The following is a 22,412-nucleotide window of genomic DNA, read 5'->3' as shown; positions in this document are numbered from 1 at the left end:
GGCAGTTCAGGCCGATCTTTGACCCGCAGCTTGGAAGCATTCCAAACAGGGTCGATTCTTGTTGACTGAAGCGGTCATATTTACCTAATCGGCAGCCGCACAACATTTGCGAGGTTCCGATGACGTTTCGCCGTTCCCTGCTCGCCGGCATCATGCTGGCTGCTTCCGTCCTGCCGGCCATGGCTGAGGATGAAGGCATCCTCGTCTATAACGCCCAGCACGAAACGCTGACCCAGGCCTGGGCCGACGCTTTCACCAAGCAGACCGGCATCAAGGTGACGCTGCGTCAGGGCAGCGATCTCGAAGTCGGCAACCAGATCCTTCAGGAAGGGGCCAATTCGCCTGCCGACGTGTTCCTGACCGAGAATTCGCCGGCCATGGCTTTGGTCGACAACGCCGGCCTGCTGGAGCCGCTCCCGGCCGATATCCTCGACCAGGTCCCGGCCGAGTACCGTCCTGCCAACGGCCACTGGACCGGCATTGCGGCGCGGTCCACGGTGTTCGCCTACAATACGGCCAAGCTCAACCCCGAGACCCTTCCCAAGTCGCTGCTGGACCTGGCGGATTCCGCCTGGAAGGGGCGCTGGACCGCGTCGCCGGGTGGTGCGGACTTCCAGGCCATCGTCGGCGCGCTGCTGGCATTGAAGGGTGAGGAGGCGACCTCGGCCTGGCTCAAGGCGATGAAGGACAACGTCACGCCGGTGCGCGGCAACCGCACCGCCATGGCTGCGGTCAACAAGGGCGAGTTCGAAGGCGCGGTGATCTACCACTACTACTGGTTCGGTGATCAGGCCGGCACCAAGGAGAACAGCGCCAACGTCGGCCTGCACTACTTCAAGAACGAGGACCCGGGCGCCTTCGTGTCGATCTCGGGTGGTGGCGTCCTCGCGTCGTCCAAGCACAAGGACCAGGCGCTTGCCTTCCTCAAGTGGGTGACCGGCAAGGCCGGCCAGGCCGAGCTGCGCGACGGCAGTTCGTTCGAATATGCCATTGGCGTCGGCGAGGCGGCCAATCCGGCACTGCCCCCGTTAGCCGATCTGCAGGCACCCAAGCTTGACCCGACCCAGCTCGACAGCGCAAAGGTCACCGCACTGATGACGGCGGCGGGCTTGTTGTAGGCTCCGCGCCGCATTGACCAATCTGGCGGGGCGGCGCATGTGCCGCCCCGTTCCCCATTCGAGGTCGACGTGACCGAAGCCGTTGAGCATAGCGTTCCCTTGAGTTCCCGCCGGGTGACCGGCAGCGGCCTGGCCATGGTGGCGGCCACGCTCATCGCCCTGGTGAGCCTCATTCCGCTCGGCTTCATCGTCATGGTGGCGGCAGGCAGCGGTTGGGACGAGACCGTGCGGCTGGTGTTCCGGCCCAAGGTTGGCGAACTGCTGCTCAATACGCTCTGGCTGGAGCTCATCACGCTGCCGCTCAGCATCGTGCTCGGCGTGACGCTGGCCTGGCTCACCGAGCGCACGGACCTGCGCGGCGCCGGCCTCTGGGCCGGACTGATGGTCGCGCCACTGGGAGTTCCGGCCTTTGTCCAGAGCTATGCCTGGAGCAGCGCGTTCCCTTCCTTTCACGGTCTTGCCGGAGCGGTCGCGATCGCGCTGATCTCCTATTTCCCCTTCGTCTACCTGCCCGTCGCCGCCCAGTTGCGCCGCCTCGATCCGGCCCTCGAGGACAATGCCGCCTCGCTGGGCCTGCGGCCGCTTGCGGTGTTCATGCGTGTCGTCCTGCCGCAGCTCAGGCTGTCGATCTGCGCCGGGGCGCTGCTGGTCGGGCTGCACCTGCTCGGCGAGTACGGGCTGTTCGTGCTCATGCGCTACGACACCTTCGCCACCGCCATCGTCGACCAGTTCCAGTCGGTCTATGACGGGCCGGCGGCGAACCTGCTCGGCGGCGTACTCGTGCTGTGCTGCGTGGTGCTGCTGGGTGGCGAGGCCGTGCTGCGGGGCGATCGCCGCTATGCCCGAATCGGCTCGGGCTCGGCGCGCCGGGCCGTGCCCGCGCCGCTCGGCCACTGGCTGGTCCCGTCCCTGCTGCTGCTCACCGCTGTTGCCGCTGTCGCGCTGGGCGTGACCTTCGTCACGCTTGGTCGCTGGCTCTGGTTTGGCGGAGCAGCGGTGTGGAAGCTCGACCAGATCGGCGCCGCGCTTGGCCAGACCGCGCTCTATGCCCTGCTCGCCGGCCTTGTCGCCACCGCGCTGGCCATGCCGATGGCCTGGATCGCAGTCCGGTCCCCCGGCAGGTGGCAGCGCCTGCTCGAGGCCGGCCACCTCTATGTCGGGGCCCTGCCGGGCATCATCGTCGCGCTGGCGCTGGTTGCGATCACCGTCCGGGTGGCGCTGCCGCTGTACCAGACCGTCGCGACGCTGGTGGTCGCCTATGCGCTCATCTTCCTGCCGCGGGCCCTGACCGGGTTGCGCTCGTCGATCGCCCAGGTTCCCGTCGAGCTCGAGCGCGCCGCCATGAACCTCGGCCGGTCGCCGGTCGCTTCGGTCTGGCAGGTCACCATGCGGCTGGCCTTCCCCGGCATCGCGGCCAGCATCCTGATGGTGGCGCTGGGAGCCGCCAACGAGCTGACGGCGACGCTGATGCTCGCGCCCAACGGCACGCGCACGCTGGCGACCAAGTTCTGGGCCCTGACCAGCGAGCTGGACTATGCCGCGGCTGCCCCCTATGCGGTGCTGCTGATCGTGGTCTCGATGCCGCTGACCCTCCTCCTGCGCCGCCAATCCAACCGGGCGATCGGACAATGACGCTGCTTTCGCTCACCGGAGTGTCCCGGACCTATGGCGAGGTTGTCGCGCTCGACCGCGTCGACCTCTCCGTCAAGGTGGGCGGGCTGACCGCCGTCGTCGGCGCGTCCGGCTCGGGCAAGACTACCCTGCTGCGGCTGATCGCTGGCTTCGAGGCGCCGGATGCCGGTCGGATCGAGATGGGCGGCACCGTACTCGCCGGCGGCTCGGGATTCGTCCCGGCGCATCGGCGCGGCATCGGCCTTGTGGCCCAGGAAGGCGCGCTCTTTCCGCACCTCAGCGCCGGGGCCAATATCGCTTTCGGCATGGAGGGCAGCGAGCAGGATCGTCGCGTGGCGGAGTTGCTGCGCGCCGTCGAACTCGATCCGGCGCTGGCGCAGCGCATGCCGCACGAGCTGTCGGGCGGCCAGCAGCAGCGTGTGGCCCTGGCCCGCGCCCTGGCGCGCCGCCCGCGGCTGATGCTGTTCGACGAGCCGTTCTCGGCGCTCGACGCGGGCCTGCGCGCCAACATGCGCGAGATGGTCAAGGCCCGGCTCGGCGCCGAGGGGATCACCGGCATCCTCGTCACCCACGACCAGCAGGAAGCGCTGAGCTTCGCCGACCAGCTCGTGGTGCTCGAGGACGGCCGCATCGTGCAGGCCGGCGATCCGCGCGAACTGTACCAGCAGCCGCGGACCGAGCGGCTGGCACGCTTCCTCGGCGATGCCCTCGTCGTCGATGCCGCAGTGGCCGGGGGCGAGGCAATGACGGCGCTCGGCCGCGTCCGCGTCGGCAAGGCGACGGCCGAGGGCAGGGCCCGCATCCTGCTTCGTCCCGAGCAGATTCGCCTCGTCCCGTGGAGCGAGGGCCAGCCGGCGGCCGAAATCCTCTCGGCGTCGTTCGAGGGGCCGATCACCGTGGTGAAGTTCCGCGCCAATGGCGCCACCTTCACCATCAAGTGCTCGAGCGCCGAGGCGCCGGTGCAGGGTCGCGCCTCGATCATCGTGCTCGGCACCGGCCATCCCGTGGCCGCTGCATAAGCGCCCGCCGTCGCACATAAATCCTTTGTTTCGCCCTTAGTCCCATTCCATCGGTGGGCGGAATGCGGCTATAGGAACGCAACTGGTATGGTAGGGGTTTGAGGAGGCTCCCGGAATGAAGATTACCGATCTCAAGTGCGCGATCATTGCCAATAGCCCGGTGATCCGCATCACCACGGACGAAGGCATCACCGGCTGGAGCCAGATCGAGACGCCCAAGCCCTACGTGAAGCCGCAGGTGCTGCAGCTCAAGGACTGGATCGTCGGCCAGGATCCGCGCGACGTCGAGCGCGTCATGCGCCGCATCCGGGTGCGCGGCGGGTTCAAGCCTTTCGGCTCGGCGGTCAGCGCCATCGAACATGCCCTGTGGGACATCGCCGGCAAGGCGCTCAACGCTCCGGTTTACCGCCTGCTTGGCGGCAAGGTGCGCGACCAGGTCCGCACCTATCGCACGCTCTACCAGGCCGAGGTGCCCGGTGGCGCCGAGCACACCCCCGCCGGCTACAAGCGCTGGGCCGAGTACGGCAAGTCGCTGAAGGGTGAGTTCACCCTGTTCAAGCTGCCGAGTGCCTTCCACTCGTCGATGGTGAAGGATTTCCCGAACTACTTCTACGGCGAAGTCCAGCACGATGCCCCGTTCCCCTACCCGCACAAGGGCACGATGACCAAGGAGGGCTTCGACCACCTCGTCGCCTGCATCACCTCGGCGCGTGAGACGCTGGGCAAGGGCTACAACACCGCCGTCGACGCCGGCCCGGGCTTCATGCCGCTCGATGCGCTCCGCCTCGCCAAGGCCGTCGAGCACCTGCACCTGATGTGGATCGAGGATACCGTCACCGGCGATTACAGCCCCTATGTGAATCCTGACGTCTACAAGGACGTTACCCACCACACGACGACCCCGATCCATACCGGCGAGCAGATCTACCTGCGCCAGCACTACAAGGCGTTGATCGAGAGCCACGCGGTCAACGTCATCGGCCCCGATCCGTGCGACGTCGGCGGGCTCGCCGAGATCAAGTGGGTGGCCGAGCACGCCGACCTGCACGGCATCGCGATCGCCCCGCACGGCACCGCCAACGGCATCCTCGGCCTCGCTGCGCTGATCCAGGTCTGCGCCACCATGCCCGACAACCTCATCGCCTTCGAGTATCCGGCCCGTTTCGAGCCGTTCTGGTACGACATCACCGAGGGTTTCGACGGCATGCCGGTCAAGGGTGGCCTGATCGACGTGCCGGATCGCCCGGGCCTCGGCGTGAACCTGATCGCCAAGGAAGCGAAGAAATACCTCGAAGAGGGCGACGAGAACTTCTTCGACTGACTTCCCGTCCTGACCGACACGCCGCCGGCCGGTATCCTCGGTCCGGCGGCTTTTCGTTACCGGCTCCGCCTCGCCGACGGCGACCACGAATTATGAACCATGCCCCGCTATTGTCGTGCATCGGACAATCAGGTCACCTCGGGGACGATGCCAGGCTTTCGCCGTCCAACTCTGTCGCAGCGCTTCTTTGGGATGGCGGTCGCGGTCGTCCTGGTGACGATGACCCTGCTCGCCGGCTGGACCGGCAACTATGTCGCGCGCGCCGTCGTGCGCGGGGTCGGTGATACGGCAGCTGCGAGCATTGAAGGGCTGATCTCCCGCCAGCTGGACAGCGCCATCGTCGATGGCGTGCTGTCACCGGAAAGGCTTGACAGCCTAGAAGACGCGTTCAGCATCGGGTCCGCCCACGACGTGACGCGGTTGCTGCAGATCAACATCCGCGGCCTCGACCAGCGGGTGCTCTACCAGCTTTCGAGCGGACTGCAGGACGCCAGCGACAGAGTGGACCTCGAGCGCGCCATCCAGGGACATGTGGTCGTGAAGTTGCTCGACCTGCCCCTGGCGGCACTTCCCGGGCTCCCCCAAGCGTCGGTCCCCGTGCTCAAGATCTATACGCCCCTGCGAGCGGGGGACCCGGAGCACATTGTCGGCGCCGCCGAACTCTACTTCAGCGCCAGGTCGGTCAGCGAGCTGCAGGGAAGGGCGCGCAAGGACGTCTGGGTCATTGCGGCGCTCATCGGCTTCTTCTCCCTGGGTCTGGTCGCTGCGATGGTCGACGGCACCGGGCGGATCATCGGCGCGCAACGGATCAGGCTGGCGCACAATCTCAGGCGTATCCGCGAGCTTCTGAAGCGCAACGTAGCCCTCCAGCAGGCGTCGGATCGGCTTCGCATCGAATCCAACCTCGCGGGCGAACGCATGCTGGCGACGGTCGGGCAAGATATCCATGACGGGCCGGTCCAGTTGCTCACCCTGCTCATCCTGCGCATGGGTGGCCGCTCCAGCCAGGAGTCGCAGCAGGACAACGTGGTGCTGGCGCAGCAGGCGCTCGAGGAAATGCGCGCCGCCTCCTCGGGGCTTGCCCTGCCCGAACTCACGACCGCCAGTCTGGCCGACGCGATCGAAGCGGCCATGTCGCGCCACGAGAGCCTTACTGGCGCGCACGTGCTCCGCACCATCGCCATCGAGCCCGGTGCCTCCGCGCCGCTCACGGCGCGAATCTGCGCGTATCGTGTCGTCCAGGAGGGACTGAGCAACGCCTATCGGCACGGCGATGGCTCCCCGCCGCGGATCATGGCCAGCACGGCGGCGGGATGGCTCCGGATCCAGATCCTAAACCAGCTGGGGAAGTCCAGCCTGGAGCCGACGCCGGGCGGCATGGGACTGACCGGAATGCGCTTCAGGGTCGAATCGCAGGGCGGAGAGCTCGACATCGGCTTCGAGGGTGGGCTGGCCCGCGTCACCGCCACGATTCCGCTGGTCGAGCAGCCTCAGGTGTCGCCGTCGGCGGGCCTATAGGTTTCGCCGCTGGTCGGCGCCCGCAGCCTTGGCGCCGCCAGCACCACTTCGAGCCGGCTCTTCACCTTCAGCTTGTTCATCAGGTTGGTCATGTAGTGCTTGACCGTCTTTTCCGTCAGCTCGAGCTTGCGGGCGATCTCCTTGTTGCTCATGCCCTCGAGCAGGCAATCGAGCAACTGCTGCTCGCGCGGGCTGAGCTTGACCGTCGCCTTCTCGCGTCGCGACCGGTTCCGGAGCCCTGAAAGCAGCTTGGGCGAGAAGTCGGGCGAGATGTAGAGCGCCCCCTTCGAGACTGTGTCGATCGCATCGAACAACTCTTCCGCCGGACGCCCCTTGAGGACGAAGCCGTGCGCGCCGGCGTCGAGCGCCCGGAGGGCCAGATCGACATCCGCATAGGCGGTAAAGATCAACACGCGCGTGCCAGGTGACGTATCGACGATGCTGCGGATCGCCGTGAACACATCGCCGGGCATGCTGAGATCGAGTGTGACGACGTCGGGTTCGTGGGCCTCGACCAGGTCTATGGCCGCCGTGGCAGATAGCCCCGTGCCGACAATGGTGAAGCGCGGGTCGCTGGCAAACAGCGCCGATACTCCCATCAGCAGGGTGGGATGGTCGTCGACGAGGGCGACGCGGATCCGTCCGGAAAGGTCAGCCGCTCCGTCTGGCTCACTTGCCATCGCCATTGCCATTGCCGTTCCCCTTGCCCCCTGTGTTGCCGTTGCCATTGCCGCCCGCGTTGCCATTTTCCTTGCCCCCGTTCCCCTTGCCCCATGCGTTTCCGTTCCCTGTCCCTCTGCCCTTGTCGGCAAGATCAGGACTGTCGCCGGCGGAGCTGTCTCCATCCGGCCTGCCGTTGAAGGCTGACGTCACCGTCCCCGTTGCGGTCGGGTCCGCAGTCGATGTGGCCACTCCAGCCCCGACCTCGGTAGCCTTGCCCGTGACATTGTCGACGACGACGACTTCTCCCCGATCGACCCAGACCTGGCCCGTCGCGAGATCGGAACGGAAATCTGCACTCGTCGCTTCCGCCTTGATGGTGAAGGCAGGGGTCTGAACCACCACCGCTCTGGTGCCCTGCTGGCTGATCGATACGCTGATGCTGCCCGAAAACTGCCTGATGATGGCGCCCCCGCCCTGATTGGCCTCGACGCGGACCGCACTGCCCGGCTCGAGCCGGATCCGTATGGCTCCCGACGACAGCTCGGCGCGGGCGCCACGCAGGGTACGAACGGCGACCCCGATCCGAAGCGGCTCGTGATCGAAGACTTCGACCCAGGCATCGTTCTCCATCTTGAACACGGGGCCGGCTGCAGAGGACACCAGCCAATCCTGGGCACGCGCCTGCAGGCCGCTGAGTTGCAGCAGCAGTAGGGACGTGGCGATCAATGACACCACCCTGCGCGGCCTGGATGAAGACGCTTCCCATCGTCTTGGCATCTCACCCCCTTCGATCACGCTTCGCGACCTACAAGTACGGTGGCACACGGACGCGGCGCTATTCCACTGCTGCAACGGGCGTTTACCGCTAACCGAAGAATCATACCGACCACAGGCCATGCCTTGGAGGCGACTAAAGGCCGTATTGGGGAAGGCCCGTTTTGGTTACACCTACCTTAACAGTTACACAAGCAAGTGTTCCGTTTTGGACCACTTTCTGAAGTCCTGATACGGGTCCGAGGCCAAGCGGACTTTATCAGATGTTTTGTAAGTAAGAAGTGTCAGGCGTTTGCGGCTCGTTCTGAACCTTCCTTTCCCGGACGATAGTGTGTTCGTCGGGGCAGGAGTTCGAAATGGCTGTGCCCCCCATCGAGTTTTCCTCCCGTCGGCATGAAGTTCCGCCAGCGGCAGTCGTGACCGGTGGAGCGGGGTTTGTTGGCTCCCACCTTTGCGACAGACTATTGGCCGAAGGCTACCGCGTCATCTGCGTGGACAACCTGCAGACGGGGCGCAAGAGCAATATCCGGCATCTGCTCGGCAATGCCGACTTTACCTTCATCCAGCATGACGTGGTCGAGCCGCTGAAGTTGAAGGCGCACGGAATCGTCCGCGTCTACAACCTGGCGGCCGCGGCATCTCCCCCGATGTACCAGCGCGATCCGATCCACACGCTGCGGACCAACGTCATCGGCGCGATCAACGTGCTGGACCTCGCAAAGCAGACCGGCGCGCGGATCTTTCAGGCCTCTACTTCGGAAGTCTACGGCGATCCCGAGGTGCATCCGCAGCCAGAGAGCTATTCGGGCAGCGTCAACTGCTACGGCCCCCGCGCCTGCTACGACGAAGGCAAGCGGGCCGCCGAGACGGCGTTCTTCGAGTATCGCCGCCTGCATGACGTGGACACCCGCATCGCCCGCATCTTCAATACCTATGGGCCGCGCATGAGCCCCGAGGATGGCCGGGTCGTCTCGAACTTCATCGTACAGGCGCTGAAGGGCGAGGACATCACCATCTACGGTGACGGCAGCCAGACTCGCTCGTTCTGCTTCGTGGATGACCTGGTCGAGGGCATCCAGCGACTGATGGCAGCCGACGAGTCTCCAAACGCGCCGGTAAACCTCGGCAATCCGGGCGAATTCACCATGCTCGAGCTTGCCCAACTGGTTCTGGAACTCACCGGGTCGCGCTCGCGTATCGCCCACCGGCCGTTGCCCCAGGACGATCCGCGTCAGCGCCGGCCCAACATCACCAAGGCCCGCGAGCTGCTCAATTGGGAACCTGCCATCGCACTGCGCGACGGGCTGATCCGCACCATCGAGTATTTCGACGCCGAGCTGGCCGGTGCGCGCGAGGCCGCCCTGGCGGTGTGAAGTGGCCGGTCCGACGAGGCACAGCGGAACACTGCCTAGTCCTATACAAGCTTGCGCTTGATCGAGCCCGGCCGGCTGGTCGCAATGGGCAGGCGGATCCTCGCGACAAGTCCCTTGCCCGTCGCGCGGTTGGCCAGGTCGATGCTGCCGCCATGGGCGTGCACGATGCCCTGCGCGATGGCGAGCCCGAGGCCGATGCCGCCGGTTTCCGCATTGCGCGACGGCTCGAGCCGCACGAACGGCTTGAACGCATCGACGATCCGATCGGGCGGAATGCCGGGCCCGGTGTCGGTCACCTCGATGACGGCTTCGTCACCCGCCCGATAGAGGTTGAGACGGGCCGAGCCACCGTAGCGGACGGCATTCTCGACGAGGTTGCGCACGGCCCGCTTGAGCGCCACCGGCCGGCATGGCGCCACCGTACTCTCGATCCGTGACCCGGCGACATCGGCGCCGTTCAGCTGGAACTCGCCGATCAGCTCGCCAAGGAGCTCGGCGAGGTCCAACGGGACCGTCTCCTCGTTCGCGGCCTCGGCGCGCGTGAAGGCCAAGGTCGCTTCCGAGATGCGCGACAGTTCGTCGATCGTGGCGATCAGGTCGTCGCGCGCCGTCGCGTCCTCGAGCAGTTCGGCCTTCAAGCGCAGGGTGGTCAGGGGGGTCCGCAAGTCGTGGCTGATGCCGGCGAGCAGCCGCATGCGCTCGGCGATGAACTGGCTGAGCCGCTGCTGCATGGTGTTGAATGCGCGCGTCGCGGCCGTCACTTCGGAGGGGCCTGAAAGCGGGAGGGGCTCGACCTGCTCGCCGCGTCCGAAGCGCTCCGACGCTTCGGCAAGGGCGCGCAGTTGCCGGGTCTGGCCGCGCACCGCCCAGATGGTGACGAGGCCGACAGCAAGCGCCGAGACCACGAACGACACGAGCGCCAGCCTGTTCGGCTCGTCGGGCAGGTTCACCGCGGTCCGCATCACCAGCCAGCGCCCGTCGAGCAGTGGCACCTCGACGTTGAGTGCCGTCACCTCCGGTTCGTTGTCGGCATGGCCGCGTCCGGAATGGTCGTCGTCGGCATGCAGGCCGTCGCTGCCGCATCCTGGGTTGTCGCCGGTGCCGGAGCTCAGCGTGACCCTTGGCGTCCCGACGCCGATGCCGTGCAGCATCGAGGCGAGCGCCTGCGCCAGCTGCTGCTCGGCCGGCGACATGGGGCCGGCGCTGGCACTTGCCTCGATGGCGACGCACGAGCGGCGTGACCGGAACGCCTGCAGCAGCAGATCGGCGTCCGCCGGTGGAGCTTGGTCCAGCAGGCGCGCCAGCGTCACGCTCTGGCTGAGGGCCTGGCTGTGCATCAGGTCTTCGACGACGGAGTCGCGCTCGCGGCTGAGCAGAAGCGTCAGTCCCAGCTGCGCCAATGCCAGCGTGGCCACGAGCAGGAGCGTCAGCCTGACCGCGAGGCTGCGAGGCCAAAGGCGCATGGGCGAACCGATCACGTCAGTTCTTTCACCGGGGTCGCGCAGACATAGCCGTCGCCCCACACGGTCTTGATGATGTCCGGGTGCTGTGGGTCGCGCTCGATGCGCTTGCGCAGCCGGCTGACCAGGTTGTCGATGCTGCGGTCGAATGCCTGCGCGCTGCGGCCGGCGGTGATGTCGAGCAGCTGGTCGCGCGACAGCACCACGCCCGGCCGGCTGACCAATGCCTGCAACACGCGGAACTCGGCGGTTCCCAGCGCCACCTCCCGTCCGGCCTGGTCGGTCAGCAGGCGCCGGGAGGCGTCGAGCACCAGCGGTCGAAGGCCAGCCGTCGGTCGGCTGCCGGCGCCTGGCGTGGCGAGCCCGCGGCACGCCTGAGGATGGCGCGAACGCGCGCGAGCAGCTCGCGCGGATTGAAGGGCTTGGTGACATAGTCATCGGCACCGAGCTCGAGGCCGACCACCTTGTCGGTTTCCTCCGACACCGCGGTGAGCAGGATGATCGGGATGTCGCTGTCCTGCCGCACCTGCCGGCAGAGCGACAGCCCATCCTCGCCGGGCATCATGATGTCGAGCACGATCAGGTCGGGGGCCCCGTTTCTCATCAGCTGGCGCATCTCGCCGCCGCCGTTCGCGACACTGACGCGCAGTCCGTTCCTGGTGAAGAACTTGGCCAGCAGTTCGCGAATCTCGCGATGGTCGTCGACGATCAGGATATGCGGCGTGCGTTCCATTGGCGCCCAGCTTTTCGGGAGACGATGGGCAGATAAGCCGCGGCGGCGCAAGTGTCAGCCCGGCGTCAGGTGAAAAGTGTAACCGTGTGTAACGGCACCGGGGAATTGCGACGAGAGGTTGCAAAGCTCACCAAACGGTAACTTGAGAAGCTTCGGCGTGCCGCTGATCTAGCGCTTCATGATGCGCTGAAAGGACCGCAGATGAAGAAGATCATCGCCTCGCTGTTGCTTTGCACGGCACTTATCGCCCCAGCCGCCGCCATGGCCAAGGACGTGACCATCACCACGACCCTCGACAACTATTCAGGCCGTGACGCCTATCTTGCTGTCTATGTCACCAAGCCCGACGGGAGCTACGACTCGACGTTGTGGGTGGCTGGGAGCAAGCAGCGCTACTTGGGCGACCTGCGGGGCTGGATCTCCGCCATGACCGCGGCCGGCATGACCACGCTCAACCTGGACGGCATCACCGGAGCCAGCATCGGCAGCGGCCAGACCCTGACCATCCACTCCAACCTCGCCGACACCCTGATCGACGCCGGCTACACCATCCACGTCGAGAGCGCCGTCGAGCAGGGCGGCGAATATCCGGACGACGCCGTGGCGCCGATCACCTCCGCGCCGCAGCAGGTGAGCGGCAAGGGCTACGTCGCAACGCTCTCGGTGAGCATGTAGCGGGGATCCCAGATGCGCCGCCTCCATTCCCTCGCCGGCCTTGCCGCCGCCGTGGTGGTCACCTTCATGGCGATCACCGGCGCCATCCTGTCGCTGCAGCCCGCCCTTGAAACGGCATCCGCCCGCGCCTGGGCCGGATTGGGCTCGGTCGCCCAACTCGCCGGGGCAGTCGCCACGAACCTGCCGGGCGCCGAACGCCTTACCCGCTCGGCATCGGGAATGGTCGTGGCCTACTATGCCGAGAACGGCACGCAGCGGGCCGCCCAGATCGACCCGGCAACCGGTGGCGTCATCGGCGCCTACGAGCCGTCGGGCTTCTTCTCCTTCATCACCGAACTCCACCGCTCGCTGTTCCTCGGCGACCGTGGCCACGCCATCGCAGGCCTTGCATCGGTCGCCATCGCGGTGCTGGCGGTGAGCGGCATCCTCATGCTGGTCAAGCGCATGGGCGGCTGGCGGCGGCTGCTGGGCCAGGTGAAGGGAACGCGCAGCCAGCGGCTCCATACCTTCCTGGCCCGCCTCGCGCTCGTTGCCCTGGTCGTCACCTCGCTCAGCGGCGCCTTCATGTCCGCCGTCAACTTCGGCTTCATCCCTGACGGCACGTCCCTCAGCTTCGCCATGACACCGCAAAGCTCGGGTGCTGCGCCGGCGGCCATCGACAGCCTTCCCGCACTTGCCGCCACGCCGCTCGGCGACCTCCGCGAACTCGTCTTTCCCGCCATCGGCGACGCCACCGACGTCTTCACGCTCTCGACCGCGCATGGGCAAGGCTATGTCGACCAGGCGACGGGCGCGCTGCTTTCCTTCACGCCCAACAATTTCTGGCAGCAGCTCTACGAGGCGATCTACGTCCTCCATACGGGCGTCGGAGTTTGGTGGCTGGCCCTGATCCTCGGGCTGGGCGCGCTGGCCGTGCCGGCGCTTGCCATCACCGGCACGCTGATCTGGGCGCAACGCCGGCGCCACTCGGTGCGGCTCGAGCAGAACGCCTCGTGGTGGTCGGCCCGTACGGTCATCCTGGTCGGCTCCGAAAACAACAGCACGATGGGCTTTGCCGCCACGCTGCACAACGCGCTTGTTGCCCAAGGCGAGCGTGTTCATACGGGGCCGATGAACAGCGTCAGGGCCTATCCGGCCGCAGAGCGCCTTATCGTGCTCACCTCGACCTATGGCGACGGGGCGGCGCCGGCATCGGCACGGCACTTCCTTGCTCACCTCGACAAGGTGTGGGCGAGCCCGGCTCCGTCGGTGGCGGTCCTCGGTTTCGGTGATCGCAGCTTTCCCAACTATTGCGCCTTCGCCGAGGTCGTGCAGGCGGCGCTCGTCGCCCGCGGCGCGGAACCATTGGTCGACCTGACCACGATCGATCGCCAGTCGAGCCAGGATTTCGCTCGCTGGGGCGAGAGGTTGGGCGAGGCCATCGGCGTCCCGCTCACCCTCAGCCACACCCCGGCACGCCCCGCATCGCAGGATCTGGTTCTCGTCGAGCGCGAGGATTTCGGCTGCGAGGTCCAGGCTCCGACCGCCATCCTTCGCTTTGCCGCCCCCAACGGACAGGGGCTGCTGGCGAGACTTGGCTTCAAGGCCTCGCTGCCGCGCTTTGCGGTGGGCGACCTCGTGGGCATCATCCCGCCGGGCTCGGACGTGCCACGCTACTATTCCATCGCCACCGCGTCGGGCGAGGGCGTGCTCGAAATCTGCGTGCGCAAGCAGGCGGGTGGAGTCTGTTCGGAATACCTGCATGCACTGAACCCGGGCGACCGGATCGAGGGCTTCGTCCGCCACAACCCGGACTTCCGCCCGGCGCGCAACCGCAAGCCGCTGATCCTGGTCGGGGCCGGTGCCGGTATCGCTCCGCTCGCCGGCTTCGTCCGGCAGAACCGGCCCGGCCGGCCGGCGTACCTGTTCCTGGGCGCCCGCGATCCGGCGTCTGATTTCCTCTACCGGCGCCAGCTCGAGGGCGCCCTGTCGGAGAACCGCCTGACCAGCCTCGATACCGCCTTCTCGCGCGTCGTCGGTGGCCAGTACGTGCAGCATCGCCTGGCGGCCCAGGCCGACGAAGTGCGGGAGCTGGTCGCGGCGGGTGCGCAGATCATGGTGTGTGGCGGCCTCGACATGGCCCGCGGCGTCCGCGCTGCCCTCGACGCCGCGCTGGCACCGTTGTCGCTCTCGACCGCCATGCTGAAGGCGCAGGGAAGGTACCTCGAAGATGCGTACTGAGCCGGTACGCCACCCCGTGCCGGCCGAGCCGCCGGCCGGGCTGCGTCGGGTGGCGATCAACGGCCCGACCATGGGAACCCGGTATTCCGCCGTGTTCTACGCCCCGGCCGCGGTCGATCTCGACGCGATCGGGCAGGCTCTTGCCGAAGCCGTGACGGAGGTCGATAGCCAGATGTCGACCTGGAAGCCCGACAGCGACCTCATGCGCTTCAACCGGGCTGCCGTCGGGACCTGGGTGGCGCTGCCCGACAGGCTGCTGGCAGTGATCGAGGCGGGCCTCGAGATCGGACGTGTCACGGATGGAGCCTTCGACATCGGTGTGCTCGACCTCGTGCAGGCCTGGGGGTTCAACGACCACCGGCATGTCCCGGATCCGGCCGCCACCAGGCGACTTGCCGCCACTGCCCGCCGACCCGCGCACGAGCGGCTCGAACTCGACCGGCGGGCCGGCCGCGCCATCAAGCATGCGCCGATCGGCATCGACCTGTCGGGCATCGCCAAGGGTTACGGCGTCGATCGGCTCGCCGAGACCCTGGCCGGCTTCGGCATCGAGCACTACCTCGTCTCGATCGACGGCGAGCTGCGCGCGGCGGGCGGCAAGGCCGATGGCACGCCCTGGCGCGTCGCGGTCGAGCAGCCCGATCCGGCGCGCCGCGATGTCGCGGGCGTCGTCGAGCTCGCCGAGGGCGCGCTCGCGACCTCCGGCAACTATCGCCACCGTGCGACGCTCGACGGCAGGTCCTTCTCCCACACGATGGATCCGCGGACCGGGCGGCCGGTCTCCGACCTCGTCAGTTCGGTCACCATTCGTGCGCCCACCTGCATGGTGGCAGACGCCTGGGCCAGCGCCGTGATGGTGATGGGCGAGGCCGCGAATGCCCTCCTCGTCGAGCGTGGGCTCAGTGCCATGACCATGGGCGCCGCCGGGGCCCAGTAGGCGGCAGCGGCATCCCCGAGCGCCGGCATGTGTGCGTTTGATGCGGATCAATGCGATCGGACCCGCAAGAGCGGTTGATACCCCCTAGAGCCCTGAGCAGGGCGAGCAGTATGGCGCCCGTCCGGTACTCAGCGAGCCGAACCGAAGGGAAGTGTCATGACCAGCCTCAAGGCATTCGCGATCGCGTCCGCGGTCGCCTCTGTGATGTTGCCGGTCGCCAGCCTCGCTGACGGCACGGTGGAAGTTCTGCATTGGTGGACATCCGGCGGAGAAGCCAAGGCAGTAGGAGAACTCAAGTCCGCATTCGAGGCCCAGGGCGGGACCTGGGTCGATTCCCCTATCGCGGGCGGCGGCGGCGATGCGGCCATGACCGCGCTGCGCGCCCGCGTCGTTGCCGGCAATCCGCCGTCGGCCGTTCAGCTCAAGGGTCCGGGCATCCAGGAATGGGCCCAGCAGGGCGACCTGGCCGACATCAACGACGTGGCGACGTCGGGCAAGTGGGACTCCGTGCTGCCGCCGGTACTTGCCACCATCATGAAATACAAGGGCGACTACGTCGCGGCGCCGGTCAACATCCATCGCGTCGACTGGATCTGGGCCAATCCGCAGCTGCTGGCCAAGGTGGGCGTTACCGCCGCACCCACGACCTGGGACGAGTTCAACGCGGTCGCCGACAAGCTCAAGGCGGCCGGCATCACCCCGCTCGCCAACGGCAGCGATCCCTGGCAGGACCTCACGCTGTGGGATGTCATCGCGCTTGGCGTCGGGGGGCCTGACTTCTACAAGAAGGCCATCATCGACCTCGATCCCGCCCAGCTGACCGGCGACACCATGATCAAGGTCTTCGACCAGATGCGCCGGATGCGCGGCTATGTGGACGCGGGCTATGCCGGGCGCTCCTGGGATCTGGCGACGCGCATGGTGATGAACGGCGAGGCCGCCATGCAGATCATGGGCGACTGGGCCAAGGGCGAGTTCGCCGCCGCAGGCAAGGCACCCGGCAAGGATTTCCTGTGCTGGCCGGCGCCCAACCAGGGCGGCTACATCCTGAACTCCGACAGCTTCGCCTTCTTCAAGGTGACCGGCGCCGACAAGATCAAGGGCCAGAAGGTCCTTGCGGGCCTTGTCATGGCACCGGACTTCCAGCGGGCCTTCAACCTTGCCAAGGGTTCGATCCCGGCGCGCACGGATGTCCCCCTCGATGGTTTCGATACCTGCGCGCAGAAGTCGCATGAGGATCTGCTCGCGGCGATCTCGGGTGACAAGCTGGTGCCCAGCCTCAGCCAGGAGATGGCAATTTCGCGCAGCTATCGCGGCGAGTTCCTCGATGTCGTGACGCAGTTCTACAACAGCGACATGAGCTCGGCGGACGCCGTCAGGCAGCTCGCCGCCGCCGTCGCCCGCGTCAAGGCGCAGTAAGCCCAAGGGGGCCGGAGCGTCCTTGGCTCCGGCCCATCTCCAAGCACCAGGCGGAACGTTCCATGGATCGGACTGCTCCCGAGAGAATTCGGCGCCGGTTCGTCATCGGCAACCTGCTCGAGCGCTGGCTGCCCAAGCTGGTGGTGTCGCCGCTCTTTGCCGCCAGCCTCGTCTTCGTCTACGGCTTCATCGCCTGGACGATCTACATATCCTTCACCAAGTCGGGGGTACTGCCCGACTACACGCTCGTCGGCCTGTCGCAGTATCTGCGCTTGTGGAGCACCCCCCGCTGGTACGTGGCGCTGCAGAACCTGCTCGTGTTCAGCAGCCTCTTCATCGGCGGCTGCATGATCGTGGGCATGCTGCTCGCCATCCTGCTCGACCAGCGCATCCGGGCCGAGGGGGCGATCCGCACCATCTACCTCTATCCGATGGCGCTGTCCTTCATCGTCACCGGCACGGCGTGGAAGTGGATTCTCAACCCGACGCTGGGCATCGAGACTTTCGTGAGGGGCCTCGGCTACCCGGACTTCAGCTTCGACTGGCTGGTTGATCCGCACTTTGCCATCTACACGGTCGTCATCGCCGGGGTCTGGCAGTCGTCCGGCTACGTGATGGCCCTCTTCCTCGCGGGGCTGCGTTCGGTCGACGACGAGATCGTGCGGGCCGCAGCCATCGATGGGGCCGGGCCGGTGCGCACCTATGCGACCATCATCCTGCCGATCGTGCGCCCGGTATTCCTCTCGGCGATCATCGTGCTGGCCCACATCTCGATCAAGAGCTACGACCTCGTCGTGGCGCTGACCGGAGGCGGTCCCGGCTATGCCACGGACCTGCCGGCAACCTTCATGTACGCCTACGCCTTCCAGCGCTCCGAGCTGGGCCTGGCGGCAGCGAGCGCGGTGATGATGCTGATGACCGTCATGGCCATCATCGTCCCCTACCTCTACTCTGAACTGCGGGGACGGCGCAGATGAGCCGGAAGGGAATCGTCCGCCGCAGGGGGGCCGGACAAGCCGCGCTGCGCCTGCTGCTCTACGCGGTGCTGGTCCTCTTCTGCCTCGTCTACCTGCTGCCGCTCGTCATCATGGTCTCGACGTCGCTCAAGTCGCTCGGCGAGATCCGCACCGGCTCGCTCATAAGCCTGCCCACGCAGGTGAGCCTGGATGCGTGGCTCAAGGCCTGGGGCACCGCCTGCGTTGGCGTACGCTGCAAGGGGATCGCACCGTACATGTGGAACTCGGTGCTGATGGTCGTGCCGGCGGTTCTCATCTCCACCCTGCTCGGCGCCGTCAACGGCTACGCCCTGACCAAGTGGCGTTTCCGGGGCGCCGACGTGATCTTCGCGCTCATGCTGTTCGGAGCGTTCATCCCGTTTCAGATCGTGCTTCTGCCAATGGCGCGCACGCTCGGCCTGTTCGGTCTCGCCGGAACCACCTGGGGCCTGGTGCTCGTCCACACCGTGTACGGACTGGCGTTCACCACACTGTTCTTCCGCAACTTCTTCGTGTCCGTGTCCGACGGCATCGTGCAGGCCGCCAAGATCGACGGCGCCGGCTTCTTTCCGATCTTCTTCAAGCTGATGCTGCCGATGGCGGTGCCGACGATCGTCGTCACGGTCATCTGGCAGTTCACCAACATCTGGAACGACTTCCTGTTTGGCAGCGCCTTCACAGTCGGCGACAGCAACCCGGTCACCGTCGCGCTCAACAACATCGTCGCCACCTCGACCGGCGTGAAGGAATACAACGTCGACATGGCGGCCGCGATCATCGCGGGCCTGCCCACGCTCGCCGTCTACGTGCTGGCCGGCAACTACTTCGTGCGCGGCCTCGCCGCCGGCGCGGTGAAAGGATAGCGACATGGCCGGGGTGCAGCTCGAGAAGGTCCGCAAGAGCTTTGGCCAGAACGAGGTGATCAAGGGCATCGACCTCGAGATCGCGCCGGGCGAGTTCGTCGTCCTGGTGGGGCCGTCGGGCTGCGGCAAGTCCACGCTGCTCAATCTGATTGCCGGCCTGGAGACGCTGAGCAGCGGCAACATCCGTATCAGCGACCGCCTGGTCAACGACGTGCCGCCCAAGGACCGCGACATCGCCATGGTGTTCCAGAGCTATGCGCTCTATCCGACCAAGAGCGTGCACGGCAACATCACCTTCGGCATGGAGACCCGCCACGTCCGGCGCGACGAGCAGGACCAGGCGGTGTCCGAGGTCAGTCAGCTGCTGCACATCGAGCAGTTGCTCGACCGCAAGCCGGGCCAGCTGTCCGGTGGCCAGCGCCAGCGCGTCGCCATGGGCCGGGCGCTGGTGCGCAAGCCCGATGTCTTCCTGTTCGACGAACCGCTGAGCAATCTCGACGCCAAGCTGCGCATCGAGATGCGGACCGAGATCAAGAAGCTGCACCAGCGGCTGGGCAAGACGACGATCTATGTGACGCACGACCAGGTCGAGGCGATGACGCTGGCGTCGCGCATCGCCGTCATGGACAATGGGCATATCCGCCAGTTCGGCCCGCCGGCGGAAATCTACGAGGATCCGCGCGACCTGTTCGTCGCGGGGTTCATGGGCTCGCCCTCGATGAATCTGGTGCGTGGCACGCTGGTGGGGGACGGCGATCGTCTCGCGGTCGAAGTGCGCGACCAGGAGGGAACCGTATCGTTCCCGCTGCCCGCGGCACTGGCGGCGAAGGTGCGGGGAAAGACCGGTCAGCAGATCGACCTCGGGCTGCGGCCGGAGATCATCACCCACCACGGCGCCCACGCGGAAGGCGCGATGCTCTCGAACTTCGAACGCGCCATCGATGTCGTCGAGCCAACCGGTCCCGACACCATGCTGGTCTTCACGCTGGGCGGCGCCGAGGCCATCGGTCGGGTACGCTCCGACGAGGTCGTCGAGGCGGGGCGGCCCTATACGTTCGAGGTGAACATGGACAAGGCCAAGCTCTTCGATCCCGAGAGCGGCATCAGGCTGTAGCCGGCCCGGGCCCGCACGACGGCGCTTTGATCTGCGTCACACGCGAGCGCAGGCCCCATTGTACCGTCTGTCGACCACAACGTGAGTGCCAGCAAGATGAGCCGCACAGTCCTGCCGAAGGGCGCCTTGATCCTGGTCTGCGATGGCAGCAAGTCGCTGCTGTTCGAGAACATCGGCGATGAGCGCGACCTCAACCTCAAGGCCATTGAGACGCACGTCGAGCCGCATCCCCCGAGCCGCGAACTCGGCGCCGACCGGCCGACGCGCGTGTTCGATGACTGGTCGCGCAGCGCCGCCGAGGAAACCGATTTGCACGATCAGGCCGAGGTCGCGTTCCTCAATGGTGCGGCCAAGGCGCTCGCCGCCCTGGTCCACGAGCGCGGGGCGAGGCACGTGGCCATCGTCGCCCCGCCGCGCGCCCTCGGCGTGCTGCGCGATGCCATCGATGCGCCGACGCGCTCTGCGCTCGTTCTCGAGCTCGACAAGGACTGGGTAAAGCACCCTGTCGCCCAGATCGAGCGCCACCTCGCCGAGTTGCGCGAACTCAAGTAGCGAACCTGTCCGCCGCCGCCGGCCCCGTCCGACCCGGCTCACGATGCTGCTCGCCTTGTCGGCTTGCGTGCGGCGACCGCCTTCGTCGTCAGACGCTCGCCCCGCCGGGCGTGAAAGATCCGCTGCCGCCGCGATGGGTTGGCTGCCGATCAGCGTACCTCGGAGGCCGGCATTTCCAGCACGAAACGGGCAACGAACCGCTCCGCGCCCCACCACATGGGGAAGTTGGTGCCCCACTTGTTGTTGTGCAGGTTGAAGCGCAGGCCGGCGGAGAAATCGGGCGGAGCGGGGTTGAAGGGCATGAACGGCGTGGCGACCGGAGCGACGAGCGGGGTGTCGAGCGGGCGCAACGCGAGGCCGCCGGCGCGAACGGCGGCCACGGCCTGCAACTGGCCGCCGCCCCTCGCGGCGACGCGGTTGGCCTCGAGCCACTGGCCCATCCTGAGGAACTGCCAGTCGTGCCGACCCGCGGGGGTGAAGGTGACAAAGCTCGCTTCGGGCATGCGGTTGGCGGGCTTGTCGAACAGTTCGACGGCGATCTCGAGCCGGTGCTCGTCGAGGGCGCGGAAGCCGTAGGCGACGCGGGCCGGGGAGCCTAGCTGGGCGTGGGCCTCGGCCTCGAGTTCGAGGCGGCCGTCGGGCGCGTAGATTGCCGAAGTCGCGGTGGCGGCCTGCGCGAGGCCCGGCTTGCAGTGGTCGAGGATGGCCCACGGGGCGCGGTGCGTCAGATAGGTGTCCATGTGCGCGGCAACATCGGCCGCGTTGTAGCTCTCGTAGCGGTAGCCGATGAGGCTGCCGTCGTTGCCTTGCAGTTCGACGCCGGAGGGCGAGCGGATGAGCATGACATCGCCCGTCCCCGGGTCGGTTTCGACGAACCAGCCGCTGCCCTCCGCCGCGGTCTCGTCGGCCCGTTCGGCGAAGGCCCGGTCCTCGGGATCGAGCGCGGCGACCGCGGCGTCGAGATAGGCGCGCTGCTCGGCCCAGGAGGCTTCGGAAAACTGGAAGCGGTAGTCGGAGGCGCGGGCGGCTTCGAAGGCGGGACGATCCCAGGCGGCCTCGTCGCGCAGGTACGACTTGATGTCGACGCCCCAGGTGTGCTCGGTGAACAGCGTGAGGCCCCGGCCAAAGGCCAGGCGGGCGGGGGTGAGTTCGGTCGCGGCGAACCCCTCGTAGATGCGCTGCAAGTGGAGGAAACGCTTGAGCTTGTCGGGGTCGGTGCCGGCGCCGTGTATCCAGCTGTCGGCGAGCTCGAGATCGACGACCGGGAATTCCTCGCGGCGGGTCCACAGGATGGCGCCGTAGTCGTCGAGGCTGGAGGCGACGATCCGGGTGTCGGGATGGTGTGCGGCGGTCTCGCGCCAGGCATCAACGGTCTGCGGCACGCTCTGCGGGCCGATATTGTCGTTGGTATGCGCGAAGCCGAGGCCGTCCTCGAAGCCCGGGGGGAAATGGGTCTCGCCATAGGACTTCTGGTACATCACCACGACTTCGCTGCCGTCAGGGGCGCGCCAGCGGAACACCTCGGGCACGTCAGGCGGCGGCGAGGCGCTGTTGACGCCCAGGTGCAGGAATTTCACCCCGGCCTCGGCCAGCAGCGGCACGATGCCGATGGTGTGGCCCGGCACGTCGGTCATCTTGGCGGCGATGGTTCGTATGCCGAAGCGCCTGTCGAGCTCGGCGCCGTAGGACAGGCCGGCGCGGAACACGGCTGGCGACATCAGCTCGGAATGGGTGGTGAAGGGCAGCGCGTGCCAGCGGATGAGACCGCGCTCGATGGCGCGCTCGAGACGCTTCACGCGGCCTGAATCCTGCGAGTTGAGGTGATCCCAGATGAGCCAGGCGCCGGTGGTCCAGATGAACCTCGGATGGTCCGGGTCCTCGGCGAAGAAATGCTCGCCGGTATCGATCGCCTGCGGGATGAAGCGCTCGTGGTACTGGGCGCGGACGCGGGCCGCGTGGTCGGTGAAGCCGATGTCGAGGTGGGTCTTGAAGACCAGGTGGATGGTACGGGTCACGGGAGGGTCCT

General features: G+C 67.0%; 18 protein-coding genes and 1 pseudogene. 14 read left to right on the top strand and 5 right to left on the bottom strand.

Translation table 11 applies throughout. The features are described 5' to 3' along the window. Positions 1–119 precede the first annotated feature (119 nt). The 5 genes from J0I99_RS08300 to J0I99_RS08280 all read left to right on the top strand — a co-directional run bounded on the left by J0I99_RS08300 (position 120) and on the right by J0I99_RS08280 (position 6,608). Positions 120–1,118 (top strand): iron ABC transporter substrate-binding protein, encoded by a 999-nt coding sequence (locus J0I99_RS08300; protein WP_291392095.1) that lies wholly within the window; start codon positions 120–122, stop codon positions 1,116–1,118. Positions 1,119–1,253: 135 nt separating this feature from the next. Continuing rightward, a complete protein-coding gene (locus J0I99_RS08295; RefSeq protein WP_291397233.1) occupies positions 1,254–2,750 on the top strand; it encodes an iron ABC transporter permease in 1,497 nt (498 codons plus the stop codon). Next, positions 2,747–3,769 (top strand): ABC transporter ATP-binding protein, encoded by a 1,023-nt coding sequence (locus J0I99_RS08290; protein WP_291397051.1) that lies wholly within the window; start codon positions 2,747–2,749, stop codon positions 3,767–3,769. The genes J0I99_RS08295 and J0I99_RS08290 overlap by 4 nt, the downstream gene beginning before the upstream one ends. 115 nt (positions 3,770–3,884) lie before the next feature. Beyond that, positions 3,885–5,090 carry a mandelate racemase/muconate lactonizing enzyme family protein gene (locus J0I99_RS08285; RefSeq protein WP_291392099.1) on the top strand — a complete coding sequence of 402 codons (1,206 nt, stop codon included), beginning with the start codon at positions 3,885–3,887 and terminating at the stop codon, positions 5,088–5,090. A 192-nt stretch (positions 5,091–5,282) separates the two neighbouring features. Continuing rightward, on the top strand, positions 5,283–6,608 hold the full coding sequence (locus tag J0I99_RS08280; RefSeq protein ID WP_291397050.1) for a hypothetical protein: 1,326 nt from the start codon (positions 5,283–5,285) through the stop codon (positions 6,606–6,608). Here the strand turns inward: J0I99_RS08280 and J0I99_RS08275 are convergent. Further along, on the bottom strand, positions 6,581–7,288 hold the full coding sequence (locus J0I99_RS08275; RefSeq protein ID WP_291397049.1) for a response regulator transcription factor: 708 nt from the start codon (positions 7,286–7,288) through the stop codon (positions 6,581–6,583). The genes J0I99_RS08280 and J0I99_RS08275 overlap by 28 nt on opposite strands. Further along, positions 7,278–7,997 (bottom strand): FecR domain-containing protein, encoded by a 720-nt coding sequence (locus tag J0I99_RS08270; RefSeq protein WP_291397048.1) that lies wholly within the window; start codon positions 7,995–7,997, stop codon positions 7,278–7,280. The genes J0I99_RS08275 and J0I99_RS08270 overlap by 11 nt, the downstream gene beginning before the upstream one ends. 404 nt (positions 7,998–8,401) lie before the next feature. Here J0I99_RS08270 and J0I99_RS08265 point away from each other — a divergent pair, with 404 nt between their 5' ends. Further along, positions 8,402–9,418, top strand: coding sequence for a UDP-glucuronic acid decarboxylase family protein (locus J0I99_RS08265; RefSeq protein WP_291397047.1), 1,017 nt, complete (start codon positions 8,402–8,404; stop codon positions 9,416–9,418). A 41-nt stretch (positions 9,419–9,459) separates the two neighbouring features. Here J0I99_RS08265 and J0I99_RS08260 read toward each other — a convergent pair whose 3' ends face one another. Next, positions 9,460–10,881 carry an ATP-binding protein gene (locus J0I99_RS08260; RefSeq protein WP_291397046.1) on the bottom strand — a complete coding sequence of 474 codons (1,422 nt, stop codon included), beginning with the start codon at positions 10,879–10,881 and terminating at the stop codon, positions 9,460–9,462. A gap of 11 nt (positions 10,882–10,892) precedes the next feature. Further along, positions 10,893–11,611 (bottom strand): annotated as a pseudogene (locus J0I99_RS08255) (response regulator). Between the two features lie 201 nt (positions 11,612–11,812). Between J0I99_RS08255 and J0I99_RS08250 the strand changes: the two are divergent. The 8 genes from J0I99_RS08250 to J0I99_RS08215 all read left to right on the top strand — a co-directional run bounded on the left by J0I99_RS08250 (position 11,813) and on the right by J0I99_RS08215 (position 20,386). Further along, a complete protein-coding gene (locus J0I99_RS08250; protein ID WP_291397045.1) occupies positions 11,813–12,286 on the top strand; it encodes a DUF2271 domain-containing protein in 474 nt (157 codons plus the stop codon). A gap of 12 nt (positions 12,287–12,298) precedes the next feature. Further along, positions 12,299–14,506 carry a PepSY domain-containing protein gene (locus tag J0I99_RS08245; protein WP_291397044.1) on the top strand — a complete coding sequence of 736 codons (2,208 nt, stop codon included), beginning with the start codon at positions 12,299–12,301 and terminating at the stop codon, positions 14,504–14,506. Continuing rightward, positions 14,496–15,443: an FAD:protein FMN transferase gene (locus J0I99_RS08240; RefSeq protein ID WP_291397043.1), complete on the top strand. Its 948-nt coding sequence runs from the start codon at positions 14,496–14,498 to the stop codon at positions 15,441–15,443. The genes J0I99_RS08245 and J0I99_RS08240 overlap by 11 nt, the downstream gene beginning before the upstream one ends. Before the next feature lie 156 nt (positions 15,444–15,599). Beyond that, entirely contained in the window at positions 15,600–16,862 is a 1,263-nt protein-coding gene (locus J0I99_RS08235) for an ABC transporter substrate-binding protein (RefSeq protein WP_291397042.1), read from the top strand. Between the two features lie 62 nt (positions 16,863–16,924). Then, on the top strand, positions 16,925–17,839 hold the full coding sequence (locus J0I99_RS08230) for a carbohydrate ABC transporter permease (RefSeq protein ID WP_291397041.1): 915 nt from the start codon (positions 16,925–16,927) through the stop codon (positions 17,837–17,839). Beyond that, positions 17,836–18,720: a carbohydrate ABC transporter permease gene (locus J0I99_RS08225; RefSeq protein WP_291397040.1), complete on the top strand. Its 885-nt coding sequence runs from the start codon at positions 17,836–17,838 to the stop codon at positions 18,718–18,720. The genes J0I99_RS08230 and J0I99_RS08225 overlap by 4 nt, the downstream gene beginning before the upstream one ends. A 4-nt stretch (positions 18,721–18,724) precedes the next feature. Next, on the top strand, positions 18,725–19,834 hold the full coding sequence (locus J0I99_RS08220) for an ABC transporter ATP-binding protein (RefSeq protein WP_291394322.1): 1,110 nt from the start codon (positions 18,725–18,727) through the stop codon (positions 19,832–19,834). A gap of 96 nt (positions 19,835–19,930) precedes the next feature. Continuing rightward, positions 19,931–20,386: a host attachment protein gene (locus tag J0I99_RS08215; RefSeq protein ID WP_291397039.1), complete on the top strand. Its 456-nt coding sequence runs from the start codon at positions 19,931–19,933 to the stop codon at positions 20,384–20,386. Between the two features lie 149 nt (positions 20,387–20,535). Here J0I99_RS08215 and J0I99_RS08210 read toward each other — a convergent pair whose 3' ends face one another. Further along, complete coding sequence (locus J0I99_RS08210; protein WP_291397038.1) at positions 20,536–22,401, bottom strand: DUF5054 domain-containing protein; 1,866 nt, start codon at positions 22,399–22,401, stop codon at positions 20,536–20,538. Between the last annotated feature and the right edge of the window lie 11 nt (positions 22,402–22,412).

Origin of the sequence: Devosia sp. (assembly GCF_017307495.1) — a bacterium.
Lineage (GTDB): Bacteria > Pseudomonadota > Alphaproteobacteria > Rhizobiales > Devosiaceae > Devosia_A.
Note: the sequence above shows the minus strand (reverse complement) of the source record. Positions and strands in the feature narration are given on the sequence as shown.